Annotated in this window: 22 protein-coding genes and 1 pseudogene; 3 read left to right on the top strand and 20 right to left on the bottom strand. The window is 32.8% G+C overall.

Features of this window, described 5'->3' with window-relative positions; translation table 11 throughout:
- Positions 1-2: 2 nt before the first annotated feature.
- The 3 genes from ACE94K_RS12320 to ACE94K_RS12330 are packed head-to-tail and all read right to left on the bottom strand — an operon-like array spanning position 3 to position 2210.
- Positions 3-833, bottom strand: a complete 831-nt coding sequence (locus ACE94K_RS12320; protein WP_378172549.1) for a DUF6597 domain-containing transcriptional factor — start codon at positions 831-833, stop codon at positions 3-5.
- Positions 834-870: 37 nt separating this feature from the next.
- On the bottom strand, positions 871-1659 hold the full coding sequence (locus tag ACE94K_RS12325) for an anti-sigma factor domain-containing protein (protein ID WP_378172552.1): 789 nt from the start codon (positions 1657-1659) through the stop codon (positions 871-873).
- On the bottom strand, positions 1656-2210 hold the full coding sequence (locus tag ACE94K_RS12330) for an RNA polymerase sigma factor (RefSeq protein ID WP_378172555.1): 555 nt from the start codon (positions 2208-2210) through the stop codon (positions 1656-1658). The genes ACE94K_RS12325 and ACE94K_RS12330 overlap by 4 nt, the downstream gene beginning before the upstream one ends.
- Positions 2211-2331: 121 nt before the next feature.
- Between ACE94K_RS12330 and ACE94K_RS12335 the strand changes: the two genes are divergently transcribed.
- Positions 2332-2850: a fasciclin domain-containing protein gene (locus ACE94K_RS12335; protein WP_378172558.1), complete on the top strand. Its 519-nt coding sequence runs from the start codon at positions 2332-2334 to the stop codon at positions 2848-2850.
- Positions 2851-3296: 446 nt separating this feature from the next.
- Here the strand turns inward: ACE94K_RS12335 and ACE94K_RS12340 are convergent, their stop codons facing one another.
- The 4 genes from ACE94K_RS12340 to ACE94K_RS12355 form a co-directional block, all read right to left on the bottom strand.
- Positions 3297-3812 carry a DUF2306 domain-containing protein gene (locus ACE94K_RS12340; protein WP_378172560.1) on the bottom strand — a complete coding sequence of 172 codons (516 nt, stop codon included), beginning with the start codon at positions 3810-3812 and terminating at the stop codon, positions 3297-3299.
- A gap of 141 nt (positions 3813-3953) precedes the next feature.
- Positions 3954-4418: a DUF1572 domain-containing protein gene (locus tag ACE94K_RS12345; protein WP_378172563.1), complete on the bottom strand. Its 465-nt coding sequence runs from the start codon at positions 4416-4418 to the stop codon at positions 3954-3956.
- Positions 4419-4755: 337 nt separating this feature from the next.
- On the bottom strand, positions 4756-5349 hold the full coding sequence (locus tag ACE94K_RS12350; protein WP_378172566.1) for a phosphopantetheine-binding protein: 594 nt from the start codon (positions 5347-5349) through the stop codon (positions 4756-4758).
- 156 nt (positions 5350-5505) lie between these two features.
- A complete protein-coding gene (locus ACE94K_RS12355; protein WP_378172568.1) occupies positions 5506-7428 on the bottom strand; it encodes a S9 family peptidase in 1923 nt (640 codons plus the stop codon).
- A 247-nt stretch (positions 7429-7675) separates the two neighbouring features.
- Here ACE94K_RS12355 and ACE94K_RS12360 point away from each other — a divergent pair, with 247 nt between their 5' ends.
- On the top strand, positions 7676-8731 hold the full coding sequence (locus ACE94K_RS12360; RefSeq protein ID WP_378172571.1) for an IS110 family transposase: 1056 nt from the start codon (positions 7676-7678) through the stop codon (positions 8729-8731).
- Between the two features lie 338 nt (positions 8732-9069).
- Here ACE94K_RS12360 and ACE94K_RS12365 read toward each other — a convergent pair whose 3' ends face one another.
- The 3 genes from ACE94K_RS12365 to ACE94K_RS12375 all read right to left on the bottom strand — a co-directional run bounded on the left by ACE94K_RS12365 (position 9070) and on the right by ACE94K_RS12375 (position 11427).
- A complete protein-coding gene (locus tag ACE94K_RS12365) occupies positions 9070-9600 on the bottom strand; it encodes a DUF3806 domain-containing protein (RefSeq protein WP_378172574.1) in 531 nt (176 codons plus the stop codon).
- Positions 9601-9751: 151 nt separating this feature from the next.
- A complete protein-coding gene (locus ACE94K_RS12370) occupies positions 9752-10696 on the bottom strand; it encodes a hypothetical protein (RefSeq protein ID WP_378172577.1) in 945 nt (314 codons plus the stop codon).
- Positions 10697-10779: 83 nt separating this feature from the next.
- Positions 10780-11427 (bottom strand): DUF6000 family protein, encoded by a 648-nt coding sequence (locus tag ACE94K_RS12375; RefSeq protein WP_378172579.1) that lies wholly within the window; start codon positions 11425-11427, stop codon positions 10780-10782.
- A 188-nt stretch (positions 11428-11615) separates the two neighbouring features.
- On the opposite strand from ACE94K_RS12375, the gene ACE94K_RS12380 reads away from it, so the two are divergent.
- Entirely contained in the window at positions 11616-12671 is a 1056-nt protein-coding gene (locus ACE94K_RS12380; RefSeq protein ID WP_378172582.1) for an IS110 family transposase, read from the top strand.
- A 324-nt stretch (positions 12672-12995) separates the two neighbouring features.
- Here the strand turns inward: ACE94K_RS12380 and ACE94K_RS12385 are convergent.
- The 10 genes and pseudogenes from ACE94K_RS12385 to ACE94K_RS12430 form a co-directional block, all read right to left on the bottom strand.
- Positions 12996-14111 (bottom strand): annotated as a pseudogene (locus tag ACE94K_RS12385) (DUF3800 domain-containing protein); the annotation flags it as partial.
- 75 nt (positions 14112-14186) lie between these two features.
- Positions 14187-15023 carry an IS3 family transposase gene (locus ACE94K_RS12390; RefSeq protein ID WP_378172584.1) on the bottom strand — a complete coding sequence of 279 codons (837 nt, stop codon included), beginning with the start codon at positions 15021-15023 and terminating at the stop codon, positions 14187-14189.
- On the bottom strand, positions 15017-15283 hold the full coding sequence (locus tag ACE94K_RS12395; protein ID WP_378172586.1) for a transposase: 267 nt from the start codon (positions 15281-15283) through the stop codon (positions 15017-15019). The genes ACE94K_RS12390 and ACE94K_RS12395 overlap by 7 nt, the downstream gene beginning before the upstream one ends.
- A gap of 296 nt (positions 15284-15579) precedes the next feature.
- Complete coding sequence (locus ACE94K_RS12400; protein WP_378172588.1) at positions 15580-16086, bottom strand: hypothetical protein; 507 nt, start codon at positions 16084-16086, stop codon at positions 15580-15582.
- A gap of 3 nt (positions 16087-16089) precedes the next feature.
- A complete protein-coding gene (locus tag ACE94K_RS12405) occupies positions 16090-16407 on the bottom strand; it encodes a hypothetical protein (RefSeq protein WP_378172590.1) in 318 nt (105 codons plus the stop codon).
- A gap of 608 nt (positions 16408-17015) precedes the next feature.
- A complete protein-coding gene (locus ACE94K_RS12410; RefSeq protein ID WP_378172593.1) occupies positions 17016-17294 on the bottom strand; it encodes a hypothetical protein in 279 nt (92 codons plus the stop codon).
- Complete coding sequence (locus ACE94K_RS12415; RefSeq protein WP_378172595.1) at positions 17252-17470, bottom strand: hypothetical protein; 219 nt, start codon at positions 17468-17470, stop codon at positions 17252-17254. Before ACE94K_RS12415 ends, ACE94K_RS12410 begins: the two co-directional genes overlap by 43 nt.
- A 197-nt stretch (positions 17471-17667) precedes the next feature.
- Entirely contained in the window at positions 17668-18240 is a 573-nt protein-coding gene (locus ACE94K_RS12420; RefSeq protein WP_378172598.1) for a hypothetical protein, read from the bottom strand.
- A gap of 179 nt (positions 18241-18419) precedes the next feature.
- Positions 18420-18737, bottom strand: a complete 318-nt coding sequence (locus ACE94K_RS12425) for a hypothetical protein (RefSeq protein WP_378172601.1) — start codon at positions 18735-18737, stop codon at positions 18420-18422.
- A 154-nt stretch (positions 18738-18891) separates the two neighbouring features.
- A complete protein-coding gene (locus tag ACE94K_RS12430) occupies positions 18892-20049 on the bottom strand; it encodes an integrase core domain-containing protein (protein ID WP_378172603.1) in 1158 nt (385 codons plus the stop codon).
- Between the last annotated feature and the right edge of the window lie 80 nt (positions 20050-20129).

Below are 20129 nucleotides of genomic sequence, written 5' to 3' on the forward strand. Positions count from 1 at the left end.
AATTAACCTTCTCTATCTAAAGGAAAGAAATTAGGCTCGTCTCTATTAAATTCTTGTTTGATAAACTCTTCTGGATTAAAGCCTGAAAAATGACTAAACTCTTTTATAAAATGGGATTGATCTGCGTATCCACACTGATAAGCAACCTGTGACCACGAAATTTGTTCTTTTTGCTGAATTTGCTGTAAAATTTCATTGAATCGTACAATACGATGATAATATTTTGGGGTAACTCCAATATATTTTTTAAACTGATCAATCAAATGTTTTTGAGTGTATGGGTAACTTTCAATTATAGAATTAAAACTGAAAGTTGATTGTTGATGTATTTTTTTTACCACAGAAAGTAAATCTATTGAAGGAATTTTAGCAGGATCATACTTATGAGTTAACCATTTTTCTGCTGCAATGAATTTATCCCGAGATGTTTCTAGTTTTAAAAGGGTATCTCTGAGTAGTAAAAGCTCTTCCCCAAAAACTTCTTCAGTAGAAAGAATTTTTTCGTTGAGATCTTTAGCAGGGAAATGAAAAAAAGGATAGGTTCCAAAAGGCTTAAACTGAATGACAAACATTTCTGAATCTTGATGTGCTGAAATGGAAATGTAATTCTTATGAATGCCGGATATCCAAGATTTACTAAATGTTTTGATAGGTTTTAATGTGGTATTGTCAAATGTGTTTCTTGACATGCCATCTAATTCAAATATCACAAAAACATGTCCTGTAGGAACAACCCGTTCTATAGAATGATCAGGATTGAAATTTTTAAGATGAAATATTGATTCAATGTAATCGCTAATCGGTGAAGACAATTGATGCGTTTCGAATATCATAAAATTTATATGTTTACGGAAACTATATTTTTTTATGCTAAAGGATCACATTAGAGATTAATTGTTCTACTGTTGGGTGATCATTTCCTCCGGCAGGTTCAATAGTTATGTTTAATGATTCTGTTTTTTCGATGTACTTCATTACAATCATTTCTTTATCTGAAGGAATGACCCCCATATCAATCATTTCTCCATCAACATCAGCCCACATCTGATAAGTTTTGTCTTGATGTAGTTTAGAAAGTCCTTTAGCATTTAGAATTACCTCTTTGTCCTGATGATTTACGTAAGCTATAGCAGCAGAATTTGGTGACTTCTGATTGCCTTTTAATACTAATTGAATTACTTCAGGTTTATTGATAGCCTGATACCATCTATCAGTTTCCTTATAATTACCTTCCAAATTAACCAGCCTATTCTTTAAATAATTGGTCTCCTGCTGAAGAGTAATCATAGTTTGTTCTGTATTTTGCCATTTATTATATAACCATCCAGAGCTCATTAAAAATAAAGCGGCAAGACTGGCAGCAATAGCAAAATTGTATGGTTGTCTTTTTTCCTTTGCAAGTGAGAGTGCTTTTTTCTTAGGAGTATTGCCAGAATTTTCGACTTGTTTTAATAAATCAGTTTTGACTTGAGCAGGAGGTGAGATGGCATTCTCTATAGTCATCCTCTCCATATCGTCTTCCATTTTGGTGTAATACTCTCGTAAATCTTGATCTTCCTTTAAAATATTCTCTATTTCTTTAGATTGTTCTTCAGAGAGTTCACCTAACAAATATTGTTCTAATATTCCTTTATCTTTTATTGTATTCCTGTCCATCATCTCATCATTTCAATAATAATCCAAACTAACACAAGTTCTTCTTTATAGTATTCACTTAATTTTTTAAGAGCTTGCTTAATATAAGATTTAAAAGTACCTAAAGGCACCTCCATTTCTTGGTGAGCCTCTCTATGAGTAAGTCCGTTAAAATATACTAGCTCTAAAGCTCTTTGATGATGAGGTTCTAGTTTTCTTAAAGAACCATCTAATTCTAAGTAATCTTTTGCTACTTCAGGGGTACTCTTATTTTTATATACACTTAAATCCTCATTTTGGATGAGGATATCTTTTTTTCTTAAGGAATTTAACGTTATGTTTCTCGCAATTCGATAAGACCAAGTAAAAAACTTTCCTTTATCCGGGTTGTATGTATGTGATTTTTGCCAAATTTTCATAAATGTTTCTTGTAATAAATCCTGTGCTAAAGGTTCGTTTTTACACATTCTCAAAATGACTCCATAAAGTGCTCCAGAGTAGCGTTCATATATTTTAGACAGGGCTTTAGTGTCTTGATTCTGTAACCTTGATATAAGTTCTAAATCGTCTTTCATTTAGTTATTGGCTTCTTCAAATTTAAAAAAAATCTTATCCAATCTCATCTAAACGAAATAAAGTTGTGTATATGATTATGAAAGCGCGTTTCAAAATGTTTAATTATTAAAAAATAAAATCATGAAAAAACTAATTTTTATTGCCTCTACACTCTTCTTATTTGTATGTTCTCAATCCACTTTTGCGCAATCAAAAAATGATATAGTAGACGTAGCCGTTTCTGTGGATGACTTTTCTACATTGGTAACAGCCCTAAAGGCAGCAGATCTAGTAGGAGCTTTAAAGGGGGATGGACCTTTTACAGTATTTGCTCCAACTAATGATGCTTTTGCAAAAATAGATTCTAAAACGCTAAACTCTTTATTAGAACCTTCAAATAAAGAAAAGTTAGCTTCTATTCTTACATATCATGTTATATCAGGTAAAATGGATGCATCAGCTGTTGTAAAAGCTTTAAAAAGTGGTGGAGGAAAAGCAGAGCTCACCACTTTAAACGGTGCCAAGTTAAAAGTAGTACAAAAAGACGGAAAGATCTGGTTAAAAGATCAAAATGGAAAGTATAGCCAAATCGTAAAAACTGATGTAATGGCTACTAATGGAGTGATTCATGTGATTGGTGATGTAGTTATGCCTAAGTAATGGCAGTTACATCGTTTTGAAAAGCGTTGTAATTTTTACAACGCTTTTTTCTTTTATTTAGTACCAAATTGAGAAACATCTTTGGTAATAAAAGTTATTCTTCCTTTTGCAAATTACTCGTTGAATTTGTATTGGATACAACATACATTTGTGCCATTCATTTAAAAAAAACAATCAAAAGTATTTTTAATACTGGATTTATTCTTTTAATCATAATAGGCTCTATTTGTGCAATAAACACCTTCGATTTTCTAAGTATAGCATTATTATTTACTTAATAATTTTGGATATTTTTACAAGTTTAAAAACTTGACAAGTAATTTTTATAGCTAGCAACATTTTATTTTTTCGCTTGCTAACATAGGAGTAGTCAGAGCTTAATATTTATTATAAAAAGTAAATTTTTGAATAGTTAAAGATTAGAAAGTATGCTCTCAATTACTTGGCTACTTTTCTGATTTCTTTTCGAAATTATCTACCATATGTATCCAGGAATCTTTATGTTTTCTGAAATACACAGAACCTAATCCTCCTACTATTGCTGTTGCAGCACCCACTAGTAAATAAAAAATGGTAAGAATGTTTTTATCAAGTTTTAAGATAAAAGGAATTCGGGTAAGCACCTCGGCAAAAAATGCACAATATAGACCAATAACACTCCAATACATAAAGCTAAGATGAAGTTTTAAATATCCATTCGGTCTCTTTAAAAACATAGGTATAATTCCGCATAAAAGAGTAAGACTACTGATTACCGCGAACCAATGCAAAATTCCAAACGTGCCGTGTAGTCTATATAGCATAAAAGAAGTGGTAAGAACAATAAGCATGGATACAGTGTAAAGATAGCCAAGTTGTCGATGCGCTTTTGTCCCTTTTGATTTCCGCAAAACCAGTGTTCCGCTGGCTAGTGAAATAACAGATGCTGCAAAATGAACGATTCCTATAGAACTTAAAAACATAGTAAAATAATTTGATCAAAAGTTATCGTTAAATCAGATCATCAAAGAAATTATCTTACCTAATCGTTAAATCCAATACCTGAACTGTAATATTTGCGTCCTGATTAATGGAATATTATATTCTATATTCTATAAGCTATTCTATGTTATAAGTTTTTTTATGAGTGAAATTTGCCCTAAATGATAATAGCTATGTTCGATGACAGCTTCAATATTTCTTAAATAAGTACCATATTTCTCATCTACAAAGGCTGCATTCAATTTTTGATCATTCATTTTTTCAACCTGAAGGATAAACTTTTCGGCATTAGAAAAAAAATCGGTTGTAAGCTTGTTCCATTCATTCTCAGATGTTATCGGTGGCATATTAAAACTATATTTATCCCTAATCTCAAGTGGACCACCATTAAATACATTGAGAATGCCTGCTAGATAGTAGTTGATATGATATGTGAGTGCTGCAATTGTATTTAAAGACTCGATTTGCTGTATTGCTTGTTTATAGGATACATTTTCTATTAGTTCTTTATAGTTAGTGTTTGCAATCCAACGCCCGTTCAAGAAAAGCTCTCTTAATCGATTGGCAATAAGTTTACTATTAGTCATTGGTATTTACAGTTTATTTTGAGTATTGAATATATGATAAATATACATTTGTTTGTAATGTAACTACGCTACAATATTACCAAGAATTAGATTTATTTTAGCAAAAAGAAATGGTTTGTAAATCTCATCATATACAGTTTTACTTGGCCACAATGTATCAGAGCAAAATGTTACCTTGCTTTTCGATATTCCTGCCTACCTGTCTGATGGCAGGCAGGTCTGCACACTGGTTGCTAACTTTTACTTTCTACAGGCATTGCGCCTTACTAAATATTTAATGGCCATTTGATTGATCACCTTGCTGCTATGAGCACATTGATGTTGTTGTAACCTGTTTTTAGTCAATTCCTAAATCATTTGTAAAAGAATGATGTAATTCAATTTCACTTATTGGAATTCCAGTATTATATTCGGTTATTCCACAAATAATTCGCTCAATTTCATATTTGCTTGATATTTTTTTAATGTCGATTAATTTATTTCGATTTAGAGATATTATCCAATCAATTAATTGTCTTATTGTCCCTTTTGTAACAGGCGTTGTCCGTTTAATAGTTTTAATTCCAAAGATTTTGACGTGAGAATCTAATTCCGGGTTGAAATCTAAAGCAACTAATTCAGGTAACTCAAGTCCGAGTTCAGTTTTTAATTGACTCCATTTTTCTTTCAGTTCAGTTTGAGTAAACAATTCCGATATTTTCATATCAGGTCTGATTTTCTTTTCGATTGAAGTCAAACTTATTAATGCTCTTCTAATTCGATAAAATACTATTTGAGTCAAGCATTTGTCCGTCGGATTAATTGAAATCATTTCAAAAACCTTATCGGCAAAATCTTGGATAGTATAAATCCTTTCACATTCAGCATCCGGAATCCTGATTCCAAATTTGTCCTCAACGGACATTACTAATTCTACCGAGTCTAATCCCATTTTTAATTTTTAGTAATGTTTTACAACGGTCACGTATAAGAATAGTAGCGGATTTTTATGCACTAACTTTTCGGTTTATAACTGACCTTTGTTTTATTCATTTTCTTTCGATTAAGCGATTAAACCGCTATTATTTTTATACAATGTTAGCAAAAGTTATTCTTTACCAATGTGCCTTTCAGCCCATTCAAGCCAATTTGTTAGAACACTTTTAAATTGAACAGGATTACCAATGCTGTGTCCTGCTCTTGGGTAAATAATCATTTCGACCTCTTTTTCAGCGTCTACCATCGCTCGGTACATTTCCCAAGCTTGTAGCGTTGGACTTCTTTTATCATTTGCACCATGAAGGATCAAAAGTGGTGTCTCTACACTTTTGACGTGAAATATTGGCGAAGCTTTTCTGTAATTTTCTACGTTATCAATTGGTAAGGATTTGTATTCCCAAACACCAATATCTCTGTTGCTAAATTCGTGTTGTCCATAAAGGCTTACCAAATTTGATACTCCAGCAACACTTATCGAAGCCTTAAACATATCGGTTTGTGTTATTGCCCAATTAGCCATATAACCACCATAACTCCAACCGCCAATAACTAATTTATTTTCATCTGCAATTCCTAATTCGACCAGTTTGTTTACACCAGCCATAATGTCCTCAAAATCTTTAAACCCGAATGCATTACGATTGCCAGCATAAAAACCTCTGCCGTAACCGATGCTTCCGCGAAAGTTGGGTTGAAAAACTACATATCCATTATCTGCAAAAAATTGACCCATCCAGTTGAAATCGTCCAACACATTCGCATCAGGTCCACCGTGAGGAATGACCATAAGAGGATAGGCGTTGAATTTGTCATAGTTTGGTGGATAGGTTATAATTCCTTGGACATTTGTTCCGTCATTACTTACATATTCTAAAATGCTACTAGTAGTCTTAATCTTTGTGTTTATTTCTGAATTTAGATTGGTCAGTCTTATTGCACCTTCTGCATTATTTCCCAATGGTAACTTATATAATTGTTTGGTCCGAGAACTTCGTGAAGCAGTAAAGAATATTTGATTTGTTATGATTTGGAAATCATAGGTAACCCAATGTGGTTTTAGGATTGGTTCTATCTTACCCTTTGTGTTTAAATTATAAACTCCTGTGTATCCATTCCTTGGCGTAGAAAAGGCTATATTTTCTTCATCAATCCATTGAGTTTTCTCAATGGTCGGGTCAAAATCGTAAGTCATATTTTTTGTTTTGCCCGTTTTGATGTTTGCGATATAAAGTCCATCATTTGAAGCATAACCTCCTGTACTACCAACGAACGAAATCTGTTCGCCCGAAGGCGAAAATTTTAAGTTGTTCAAAGAGTTCGCGTCATCAAATCGGTAAAAGGATTTTCCGTTTTCAATATCAATGATTTCTACCCAATTATTTGTTATAGCCTCGTATGTATCATAATTCTTAGCACCCAGAATACCAATATGTTTTCCATCTTTACTTACATCGAAGTCAATTATTCTATACTTTCCGTTTGTTATCTTGGTTTTCTCTTTTGTTTGTATGTTGTAACTCCATAGAGCATTTGTAAAAAATTCTGTTCCTACTTTGTATCCTCCTCCATTTTGTTTTTCGTTCGCAACCAAAATGCTATCTCGTGGTTCGTCATCTACATATAAGATTGTGTTATCGTTATGCCAGTTGTAATTCGACAGGTAGTTTTGAGCGTCAGACGCCATTTTAAGTTTACCGCCAGATTTTGGCACTATGTATACTTGTTGTAAATTATCTCTGTAAGAAACAAATGAGATATATTTTCCGTCTGGAGAAAATTTCGGGTCATAGTCGTATTCATTTTCGGTAATTTGTATTTGGTTGTTGCCGTCCAAATCACAAGTCACAATCGATGAATAAGTTTTACCGTTCCATTCTTTCTTTACTGTTTTGGTAAAAAGGATATTTGAGCCACAAACCGTTGGACTGTTTAAATTTTCCATTTCCAAATGTTCCTCAATTGTAAGTTGAGAAAAACCAAGATTTGGTAGAAGGAAAAGTGTGAAAATTAATATCCAAAAAGTTTGTTTCATAATTTTTGCTAACGTTCTGTGTATGGGCAGTAGGGCAGATTTAAGGCTCTTCACTTTCAGTTTACCACTAAGCCAAAACAAACGTTTTTACTTTTAATTTTCTTTTTGTTAAACGTCAAAACTGTGTTTTGGCTTTGCCTGCTCAAAGAACAGGACTTTCAATTTGTCTCTAAATGCCCTATTGGCTATAGCATCAATGAAAAAGCAGTAAGTCCAGTATCTTTAAAGTTCACAAAAACACTAAGACATGAAAACTGAACTGACTGCCCAATCAAATTTATACATTGGTATTGATATTCACAAGCGAAGTTGGAAGATACATTGCTCCACTGATTTATTTTCTGGTAAATCGTTTACGATGCCTCCTAAGCCAGAGGTTTTATTAGAATATGTTACTAAACATTTTCCAGATTACAGGGTTACAACTGCTTACGAAGCTGGCTGTTGTGGTTACTATGCCCATCGAAAATTTGAGAGTTATGGTTGGAATTCCTTAGTGGTAAACCCAGCAGACATTCATCGAAAAGGCAAGGAGAAATATACAAAAACAGATAAAATAGATGCCCAACTGATTAGTAGAGAATTAAAAGATGGAAGACTAGAAAGTATTCATATTCCTGAATTAAAACAGGAACATCTTCGGAGCCTTTTTAGAAGGCGTAATGATTTGGTTAAGGATTATAGACGCGTAAAGAGCTATATAAAAATGCAATTATTATATTTTGGTATTCCTATTCCTGAAGAGTTTGATAATGATCATTGGAGTCATAAATTTCGTTATTGGGTAGATGGAGTTGTTTTTAGATATTCTACAGCTCGTGAGACCTTAGATAGTAGGATGCGTTATTTTAGATTTATAGATAAAGAAATACGAGATGTATCCACTAAACTACGAGCTTATTGCCGCAAACATTATAAAAAGGATTATTATTTGTTGAGGAGTATCCCTGGTATTGGAGGTATTGTAGCTTGTGGTATTATAAGTGAATTAGGGGATTTACGTCGTTTTAACAGTATTAAACATCTAGCAGGTTATGTTGGGTTAGCTCCTGGTATCCATCAAAGCGGAGACCATCAAAGGAGTAGTGGAATCACAATGAGAGCCCATCGATTGATGCGGAGCTATTTTATAGAAGCCTCTTGGCAGGCTATACGTACAGACCCAGTAATGCAAGGCTATTATCGTAAACATTTAGGCAAAAATGTAAAGACAATAATCATTAAGGTGGCTCGCAAATTATTGAGTCGAACCTTAGCAGTAATCAAAACAGAGATACCTTACTCTGTAGGAGTCATAGAATAATTAACAGATAACAAAGCTCACAACGAAGTAGTAAAGCCTGTATCACAAAACAACGTGGGTGAATCAGTATCATTGATATCACATTTTTATAGCAAGTGAACAGGTTTATTATAGCTTATAATCATACAGATGCTGGTGACGGCTCTAGAAGCTGATCACATATAGGATGCGGAGCAAGTTATAAAGTATTTAAATGTTGACAATTTGCAACAAAAGGAAGAGAATTGCCAACATTTAAACACTTCAAAGTAATCATTATGAGATAATTAAAATATAAATATTAACTTTGAAAAACTGAGCTAGTGCTTTTCATAGGATACATTGTTGGCAGTAGTTTTTTAATTTCTTTCATCAACTTCTCCACTTTCTTTGGCTTTTTTTAATTGCTCTCTTATTAACTCATAAATTTCACTTAAAGCATTCGGTCGATATTCCAAAACAGACTTTTGAACAGAAGAGAAAGGGAATCCGTTTACAAAATATTTCTTGTCGATTACGGTAAAATCAGTTCCATATTGGTCAGTAATTAGTTGCCATTCAAAATTCAGTTTTTCAGATAAAGTTTGTCCGAATAAAGCTCCAATCATATCTATTACTTCCTCTGTTTTTTCACGTGATTTTTGGTCGGCATTTTTCCAATTTTCTATGGATGCATCCAAATACTGAAATTCCATTATGCCCTCTTTTTTGAATTCAGAGTATTTCGCAACAAATTCAGATGCTTGTTTTGATTTATTTTTTATAAATTCAATTTGTTCCGCATTTAAGTCATTCAGAACAGGTTTATATTTTTCTTCTGTGGATTGAGCTTTTGCTTTCCCACCGAATAATGCGCTAAAAATTCCCATTATTAATATTAGTTTTCTCATTTCTCAAATTACTGCCAACGGTCTCGGCTATGAGTAGTTGCGTGGTTTAGCACTTAAATTTGCAAGTACGCACCAAACTGAAAATCCGCGAGGATTTTTAGAAGTAAGCGAGAACAAGCAATTACTTATAGCCATTGTTGGCATTTCGTTTTTATTTTTCTGTTTTATTTGTCAGTATATAAAGTCCATCTTTTGCCTTATTTCCATAAATCGCTATCGCAAATTTTGAGTCAAAATACAAATAGTCTTTATTTTCAAGACTACAACTGCTTTTTTCTCCCATTTGAGCTTTAACAAATTCACGATATTTAATTTCAACCCCATTGCTTAATACAATCGGTTTTCTTTTTTCAGAGTAGGCTCCAATTCCTCCAAGATATAGTACTTCAGGTTCGGCTTCTATTGAAAAGTTAGTTTTTAACTCCTCTTTTGATAATATGTAATCTTTTGTTTCGTATCCAAAAAACATTTCATTTTCTCTTTTTTCTTTAACATCATAATATGAAACTCTTATTACATTATCATCATCAATTAAACTTATAGGTATTTCAATTGAAAATGTCCCGCCTTTTGATGTGTAAACATTCAATATTTTTTGTGAAGTTACGAGGGTAATTTTTGCGTTTTCGACAGGTTTTTTCAAATCCTCGGAAGTTACCGTTCCTTTAAATATAATTATATCATCAAGTTTTGGTTCACTGGGTTTAGAAGCAATTTTTTCCTTTTTAGAATCAACCTTTGAGTCTGAACTTTGAAAGAATTCGGTTTTTATAGTTTGATTTTCAGCGTGTAAAGTTTGTCCAATTGTTAAGGAAGTTGCAATGATTAATCCTGCGGCTACTTTAGATTTTGGAAAATTTAAATCCAAACTATTCTCTATATTTAATAATGGCGAATTCAATTGAGAATATGTTAATCTTGCACAAATTCTATTTCCCGATTTTTTCATTATCTCCGAAATCTCAATTTGATTTAGTTTAGTGAAATCAACAACATTCTTTGAACACAAATCACAATAGCTTCCTTTTTCATTGGGTTTCATATTTTCCCACTTTTCATTACAAGGATTGTCTAACTTTAAAATTTTGTTCTTCATTGCGTTGTGTTTTAAATGAATGCCAACGATAAATATAACAAACGTTGCTGACCTTAAGGGCAGCTATGTTTTGTTATATAATGTTATCTGCTTTTTTCTCTGATTTCATTAATAGCATTCATCTGATTGTTAAAACGCTCGATTGAGGATTCAATACTTTGAGAATACTTTTCATTCACCCAATTTTTGTATTTAGGTAAATAATTTTCCATTTCACGAGTTCCATTCGCATTATCCAACCAATTTAGAGTTGCCATTGCTTCTTGCTGTTCGAAGGTTAAATCTTTTCTTGTTAAATAATAGTCAAGATACTTTTTGATATATTGATATGACTTATCCGTATTAAATGTTGCCATAGCAAGGCAATATCCTCCTCCGGCATAACAAACTTGACTTTTTAATAAATGTACTCCAATAATTTCTTCAAGTTCTACATAATTTTCTATAGATGCAAAGTAAGCTCCGGTAATACGAGTTCTCCAGTTAAAATCTCCAAGAAGTTGTTTTACAATATCTAGATTTAATTCAGGCCTTATTTTAGAGTAGTCACTCAAAAACTTTTCGGTATCGTTTATTCCCCACATATAAAATGGAACCACCCATTTAGCAGCAAATTCTTTATCAACTTTCAATTCAGATTTATGATGCTCGAGTTCGGCAAATGGACTTTTATGCCTTACAGTAGCGCCAGAAGAGTGTATTTCAATTTGTTTTTTGGTTTTTTCGTCCATTTTTCAGAATTGCAGATAACGTATTGGCTATGGTTTCGTTGCGTGGTTTAGCACGTAATTTAGCAAATACAAACCAAATAGAAAATCCGCGAGGATTTTCGTAAGTAGGCTAGTACTAGCAATGGATTATAGCATCAATGAAAAAGCAGTAAGTCCAGTATCTTTAAAGTTCACAAAAACACTAAGACATGGAAACTGAACTGACTGCCCAATCAAATTTATACATTGGTATTGATATTCACAAGCGAAGTTGGAAGATACATTGCTCCACTGATTTATTTTCTGGTAAATCGTTTACGATGCCTCCTAAGCCAGAGGTTTTATTAGAATATGTTACTAAACATTTTCCAGATTACAGGGTTACAACTGCTTACGAAGCTGGCTGTTGTGGTTACTATGCCCATCGAAAATTTGAGAGTTATGGTTGGAATTCCTTAGTGGTAAACCCAGCAGACATTCATCGAAAAGGCAAGGAGAAATATACAAAAACAGATAAAATAGATGCCCAACTGATTAGTAGAGAATTAAAAGATGGAAGACTAGAAAGTATTCATATTCCTGAATTAAAACAGGAACATCTTCGGAGCCTTTTTAGAAGGCGTAATGATTTGGTTAAGGATTATAGACGCGTAAAGAGCTATATAAAAATGCAATTATTATATTTTGGTATTCCTATTCCTGAAGAGTTTGATAATGATCATTGGAGTCATAAATTTCGTTATTGGGTAGATGGAGTTGTTTTTAGATATTCTACAGCTCGTGAGACCTTAGATAGTAGGATGCGTTATTTTAGATTTATAGATAAAGAAATACGAGATGTATCCACTAAACTACGAGCTTATTGCCGCAAACATTATAAAAAGGATTATTATTTGTTGAGGAGTATCCCTGGTATTGGAGGTATTGTAGCTTGTGGTATTATAAGTGAATTAGGGGATTTACGTCGTTTTAACAGTATTAAACATCTAGCAGGTTATGTTGGGTTAGCTCCTGGTATCCATCAAAGCGGAGACCATCAAAGGAGTAGTGGAATCACAATGAGAGCCCATCGATTGATGCGGAGCTATTTTATAGAAGCCTCATGGCAGGCTATACGTACAGACCCAGTAATGCAGGGCTATTATCGTAAACATTTAGGCAAAAACGTAAAGACAATAATCATTAAGGTGGCTCGCAAATTATTGAGTCGAACCTTAGCAGTAATCAAAACAGAGATACCTTACTCTGTAGGAGTCATAGAATAATTAACAGATAACAAAGCTCACAAAGAAGTAGTAAAGCCTGTATCACAAAACAACGTGGGTGAATCAGTATCATTGATATCACATTTTTATAGCAAGTGAACAGGTTTATTATAGCTTATAATCATACAGATGCTGGTGACGGCTCTAGAAGCTGATCACATATAGGATGCGGAGCAAGTTATAAAGTATTTAAATGTTGACAATTTGCAACAAAAGGAAGAGAATTGCCAACATTTAAACACTTCAAAGTAATCATTATGAGATAATTAAAATATAAATATTAACTTTGAAAAACTGAGCTAGTGCTTTTCATAGGATACGTTGTTAGCCCACGTTTTTTTCTATCAATTCTTTTAATTTCTGATATTCTGGGTCGTCCAAAATGTCGTATTCGTTTGTTGTCGCAAGTAAAATTGCGTTTCTACATTCCTCAATTCTACGCAAAACAGGTAATACAATACTCTTTCCGTGATTGATGTATTTTTTCATATCACTTGCAGAAGTTGGAATTTTATATCCATCTCTACTACTTGCAATCAAAATTCCTTTATCTCTTAAATGACCAATAATTTTTGAACTAAATTGTTCTTTACTCAATGGTTTATGTCTATTTACACTTAAATGGCGAACAAATTCGGCAGACGTTGTGAATTTACGAGGATGATTAGATTGATGATACAATAATAAAAGTTTAAGAAAGTTTATTCTATCACGATTGTCAGGTGTATTTCCTGTTGTTTTGTCAATAAAGTCAAATGCTCTATTCAATCCAAGTGTTGCGATTGTATCATCGTATTCACTAAACGTTTCCTTTTCACTAAATTCCTCGGATTTATATTCTTTCGGAAATTGATTTAAGCTAATTAGCTTGTCATTAATTAATTCGGCAAACTCGGATGATTTATCAGATTTTTTGAGTTCGTCAAATATGTAGCCTAAAGTTCCAGCCATCATATCAGCTAATTGAACACCTAAATCATTATGGCTTTTTTGAATATGAAAATCAGAACCTGCAAATAAGTTTCTGATATGATTTTTCTCAACGTATTTTTTGAAACTACGCATAAAATGATTTCCACCGTGTTCATCAACTTTCAATTCCAATTGTGGAAAAGTTCGATAAAGTTCTTTGTAGAGAATTCCGTTTAAGTATTTGTAAAAAGACTGTTTGTATTTAAATCCTTCTCCATATAGTTTTCGTTTATCTATTACCACAGCATAAACAGAAAAATTAACTTTTTTAAGTTCTCTTAAAATGAGAATTCTGCGATTGTGATTATGCTTTACTTTGCTGGATTTTATTTCTCCCGTTTGAAAGAAGCGTTTTCTAATTTCCTCAAGTTGAATTTGTATTTCATTCAATTCGTCTTGATTCATTATAACACTTGCAATGATGAAATGACTTCCTTGATTTTCAAAATCAAAAGAGTTATTTCCAAATTCGTCTGCAAATGTGTAAACTTATAAATCTTTAGACAGTTTATAATTTAAAAAATTTTATTATCCATCCCATTGTTAGCTTAAGCTAACAATGGGATGTTTTGGTTTTCCATATTCCTTGGGGCTTTTTCCACCTAAGGATTCATGTGGATGATTATCATTGTAATCTTGGATCATTTTATCTGCTATCACTTGAAATTGCGTTAAACTATCGAATATGTAAGCATCTAATACATCTTCTCTAAATGTCCTATTAAATCTCTCTATATAGCCATTTTGCATTGGTTTTCCTGGTTCTGAATATACACGTATGATGTTTTTCTTCTTACACCAAGTTTTATATTGGTTAGAAGTGAATTCAGGTCCATTATCTGTTCGGATATATTTTGGCTTTCCATAATATTCTATTAATTCTTCTAAATATCTTATTACTTGCTCAGAGGGAAAGCTTATACTTCCTTGACTAAGTAAACATTCTCGATTATGATCATCTATCACATTCAAAATTCTAAAAGCTCTTCTATCCGATAAACTGTCACTCATAAAATCCATACTCCAGATTTCATTAACTGTTTTAGGCTGATATAACGGCTTTCTCTGTTCTATTGGTAACTTCTTGCGCTTTTTGGATCTTCGAACTAATCCTTGCTTGCGATATACCCTTAACATCCTACCTCTTGACCATTTACAGCCTTCTCGTCTACTTCTTTTAAAGTAATAATCAAAACCTCTATTGGGCTTCTTTTCTACTAATTCATTCAATTTCTCTATAATCTCAGTATCATTCAATTTACTTTGATAATAATACGAAGAACGACTATATCCTACGATACTTGATATTCGCTTCAAGCCCACACTATAGTTAGTCCTGAGAAATTCTATCACTTTCTTTTTAACGGAAGGCTCTACCACTTTTTTGACAGTACATCTTTTGCCATTTGTAAATCTAAGGATACGTCTGCATACATCCTTTTTAACCTCAAATTCTCGGCCTCTAACTCTTTTAAACGCTTCAAATGACTTACTTCCATCCCGCCATACTTCTTGCGCCAATTGTAAAATGTACCCTTGTTAATACTTAACTCTCTACTGATCTCCTCTACAGAACGACCAGCTTCATTCTCTTTTAATGCCTTGATGATTTGGCTCTCAGTAAATTTTGATTTCTTCATTACAGTTTAAATTTAGTGAATTTTTAAACTGTCTTAATTTTTAATAAGGGTACAAATGCTATTACTTTCTTCATTGTTTCTCAAATGTGGGCTAACGGCTCGGCTATGGTTAGTACGGGAATTAAAAGTAGTAAACTTTCGATTAAGCACTTAGCCAAAACTTTTTATTTTGTTTTATCTTTTTCTTTATAAAGCCAAATCAAAAAGATTTGGCGGATTTAGTTAAATGCTCTAAACTTTTGGTTGAGCACCAACTCCGTATTAATTATAGCCATTGTTACCTGCTGGCTTTTTCATCAGTTATCATATTCCGCAAGCTCAATTTCCTCATCACTTGGTAACCAATCATTATTTATTTTATTAATCAATTCCGTTAAGTGTTTCTTGACTTTTCTAGTTGTAAAGTCAATGCAAACTACTTTATCAATTTCAAAATTATCATCATGCGCCAAAGTTGTTGCAAACCAAAACCCTTCTCCAAAATTTTTATGAGCTGTAGTGACAGGTGAAAGTTCATAGTCAAAATCCTTTTTAGTTCGCATTTCGTAGTCAACTCCTCTCCAAGATATTTCTTCATCAAAATATAGCTCAGTCAGATGTCCTAAATTTCCAGCACTGCAAGTATAAGATACATTCTTGTCCATACATATCTTTACAACAGGAGGAACTAATTCCTCATCTTCCTTATTAGCTATTGTAAATGCAACCCAATCATTTTTAGGTAATGCTGTTTTCCATTCAGAGTTATTTCTAATCTGAACGTAGTAAATTTTTCTTTTATTAATTCTCCCTATGAATTCCATTGTTTAATCCGATTCGTGAAAATATTCATAAGCGTAACCTTCTATTTCTCCACTTAATTGATTTCCATTTTCATCTTTTAAGTCATACATTTCTTGTGTTCCGCCAATAGAAGCAGAACCATCTAAACCTAAAAGAATAGTATAAAAAATATCAGTGAAAGATGAGTTCAAGACTTTTTTCATTATTTCAGTCTGTTGTTCAGTCAGATTAAGAGACTTAATTAACTCTCCAACTTCCGTTTCCGATTTTTCAGATAGATATTCTTCTAGAAAATTCTGTTTTTCGGAATAAAATGCTTTTACGAATTCTTTTGTATTCATTTTTTTGCGCTTGCAGGTAACGTTTAATGTATGGTTTGTTGCGGGCGGGTACAAAACATACTCTCCACAACGGCTTAAAGATAGCAAATGCGCGTGAAATTCCGTTAGGAATTTCCGCCGCTATAAACTTATACATGGTGTTATGCGCCGGCTTTTTTATTCAGCCGATACTTTGCAAGGGTGCCTTAAACAAAGCGATGATTGCTTGCGAGCTACTTGCGAGCTGCTTTTTCAGATTCCTACGATCGCTTTGTGACTTTGGGTTGGGAAACAACTCTCACAAAATAGCGATGACCTTTCTTTCGTCAGTTGCGAATAGGAGTAAACCTTTGAATCATTAAAACTCTTTGTAAAAATACTCAGGCCTTTGATCTGGCGTTTGTCAGTTTTGAGTGTTGCTTGCGATTTGCTTTTCGGACCTCAGATGCTGGCGCATAACGTTATAAGTATGTGTCGTAGCAGAGCAAAATGTTACCAAGCCATCGACATTTTCTGCGCTGATTTTATAACTTTTCTCTCCATAAAATCTTTGCGCCATAGCAAATATACAAGAACCATTGGGCTATCACTTAACTGCTATGATCACATACTTGGTGTTATAGCCTTTTTTAAAATGTATAAAAGCGAACAAAATGCTTATATTTCACATTTACAGCTTTTCCGTTATTCATACCAGGAGACATTTTGGGAAGCAAACTAAATATTTCATAAACATTATTTATAGCTGTTTGTGTTGGTCCATCCACTTTTATGTTTTCAATTTCTCCGTTACTATTGATTATGAATTCGCTTTTAATCTCAACTAGCGTTCTAGACTTAAATTCTTTTGAGATCAGTTCTGTATTTAATTTTCGGTGAATAAAACCGTTGATTTTGTCTTTATACATTTTTTATTTTTTTCCTCTTTCTTTTTTCTTTTACAATCGTTAAAGAGAGGAGCAATTTCAACATCTTTCCACTCAATAAATTCGGTTTGAGTTTTTTCCGTTTCGTTAATTACTTCTTGCGATTTAACAGATAAAATTGTTAAAATAAAAAGGAGAACTGATAATTTTATTTTCATATTTAATTTTGATTGGCTATAACGTTTAATATATGTGTCGTAGCAGGGCAAAAAGTCACCTTATTTTTCGATTTTTCTGCGCATTGGTTGTTAACTTTTACTTTTTGCAAGCATTGCGCCTTACCAAATATACAAGAACCATTCAATTGATCACTTAGCTGCTATGACATCATATATGTTGTTGTAGCTAGTCTTTTTTATTTAATCTCTTTTCCGTTTTGGTCAATTATATATTTATATCCTTCCCAATCTTGAACCTCAATTATACCATTATTTATCTGAAAGTTATTTTCTCCAGTTTCAGTAATAAAAATATCTCTTGCACCAAATCGCCATTTTATTTGACCTTTGCGATTAATTCGTAAAATTTCTAATTCACCATGAATTATGAAATCATCTTGAAATTGATTTATAGAAAGGTTTGTTGCATAATCAAATGTACCAAACCATTCAATTTCTAAGTTTGGTAATTTTAGGGAATAGATTTTATCACATACACAAATCCAAATTTTTTGGTCGTCAATGAAGAAGGATTTCTGGTGAATTGTAGTTGAGCCACCATATTCACAAATTATTGCACTTGAAATTAACTCATCAGTTAAATTTTTTCGGACTCTAATTCCGTGTTTACTCATGTGATGATTTCTATCTTTAATATCTTTCCCTTCAGAATATTCAAACTTGTATTTTCTAATATTATCTACGGATTTTGTCGAATAATTTTCCTCATTCAAAAATTCAATTTCATATTCTTTGTATTCAACTTTCATTTTTACGTATCTCTTTTTTCTTCTGATTGGCTACAACGGTCTAGTATAACCGTCAGTTACGGGTTAAATTAGCGATTATTTTCGGTTTGCAACAGACTTTAGCAATTCCGAGTGGATTCGGACGTAGTCGAATCCGCCGTAATTGCGGTTATACATTGTTAGCTTTAGTACTTTTATTTTCATTCGTTAAGTAATTTGTCAAATCTCCATTTCTCAACCTTTTTAATTCTAAGTATTCTGTCAGCAATTTCAGAATCATATGAACATCTTGAGTTATTAAATCCAATCCAGTTTGGAAAGAACTTTTTCGCCATTTTAAAAATCGATTTATCAAATTTTTTAGAGCGCATAACTCCGACATTATTATCAGGTCCTACAATTAAATTCATTCTGTGGTTGAGAACATATTTAAATGCGTCTTGTAAATGATGATTTCGACAGTCCCATAATCCTTCATCTTCCCAAATAAACGCTCCTGACATTGTTTCATATTCCATTTTTGGTTTTTCAATTCTAGATTCTGTTGGTAATGATTCTTTATTTCTAATAAATGTTATCCAAATCCATATTTTTAAAATAAAATTCATTTATAGTATTGAGTGGTTTATGTTCGTTAAGATACATAGTTTACACAAGTTAAAGCTTAGGTGTTTACACTAAATTAGTTTCTAACCTTGTCGATTGTTGTTTATGTCTTAGGTTTCTTTGATCAAAGAAACCTAAAAATACATTTCTATAATAGACTTTCCAAATACCGTTACCTTGTTCTTGGATTCCTACATATTTTCCTTTTAAAGCAGCAGTTAAATATACCCAGTAATAAGACTTCCATCTAATGGCTCCACTCTTGGTTACTTTGAGCACTTTATAGTCACTATGATAATCAAAATGAGTTATTTTTTCAGGGAAAGGTCTACAGGAAAAGTCATGTATATCAGCGGGTGTTTTCATTTCTAAAGCTTCATGAGGTCTTATATTATTATATTCTTTTACAAAGTGATTTAAACGTCTTTGTTGAGCTTTTAAATCATAGGCAGAAGGTTTAGCACAAGCAGCCTTTAAATCTCTATGCATTCGTTCGTGTCTTCCATTTTGTTCTGGATGTGCAGGATCAGAAAATACGGGCGTAATTCCGAGTTCTATGAACCAATAAGAGAGTTGTGTAAATCTTTGAATAGCTCTTACCGATCCAAAGGGGCTTCCATTGTCAGTATGTATTTGTTTAGGCATGCCATAGGTTCTAAACACCTTTGTGAATTCTGTCTTTGCAGCTTTTAGGGTTTCTTTATAGTGTCCTTTGGCTGTGAATAAGAATCGACTTTTAGAATCGGCGATGGTCAATGGGTGACAATAGATTTTGTTTCCCATTAAAAACTTTCCTTTATAGTCAGCACTCCATACTTCATTACAGGATTTTGGATCAAAAACAGGGTAGAGAGGCTTTACTCTCCGCATTCGTTTTTGGGGATTGACCAGACCGTTTTTTCGAAGGATATTATGAACAGTCACCACAGAAGGGATTTCTTTTTCAGCAAACTCTTTAAACAATAAAGTTCTAATTTTCTTAGCTCCCCAGAGTTTGTGTTTTTCTTTTAATTTAAGAATACTATCAATGATTTTTTGATCGGTTGCATTAGGATGTTTTCCTGGTTTTCTGGATTGTTCTTTTAGACCTTCAAAGCCTTGGTTTTCGAATCGATCAATCAATTTATAAGCTGTTGGTCTGGAGATTTCAAAATTCCTACACAATTCAGTGATGGTATATTTTCCAGTACGCCATTCACAGATAAATTCAATTTTTTGTTCCATAGTTGTTGTGTTTTTCCAAGGCATAATAATTTGATTTTGATCTCAAATTACACCTCAAAAAGTGTAAACTATGTTTCTTT

The organism is Aquimarina besae, assembly GCF_042434905.1.
Classification (GTDB): Bacteria; Bacteroidota; Bacteroidia; order Flavobacteriales; family Flavobacteriaceae; genus Aquimarina.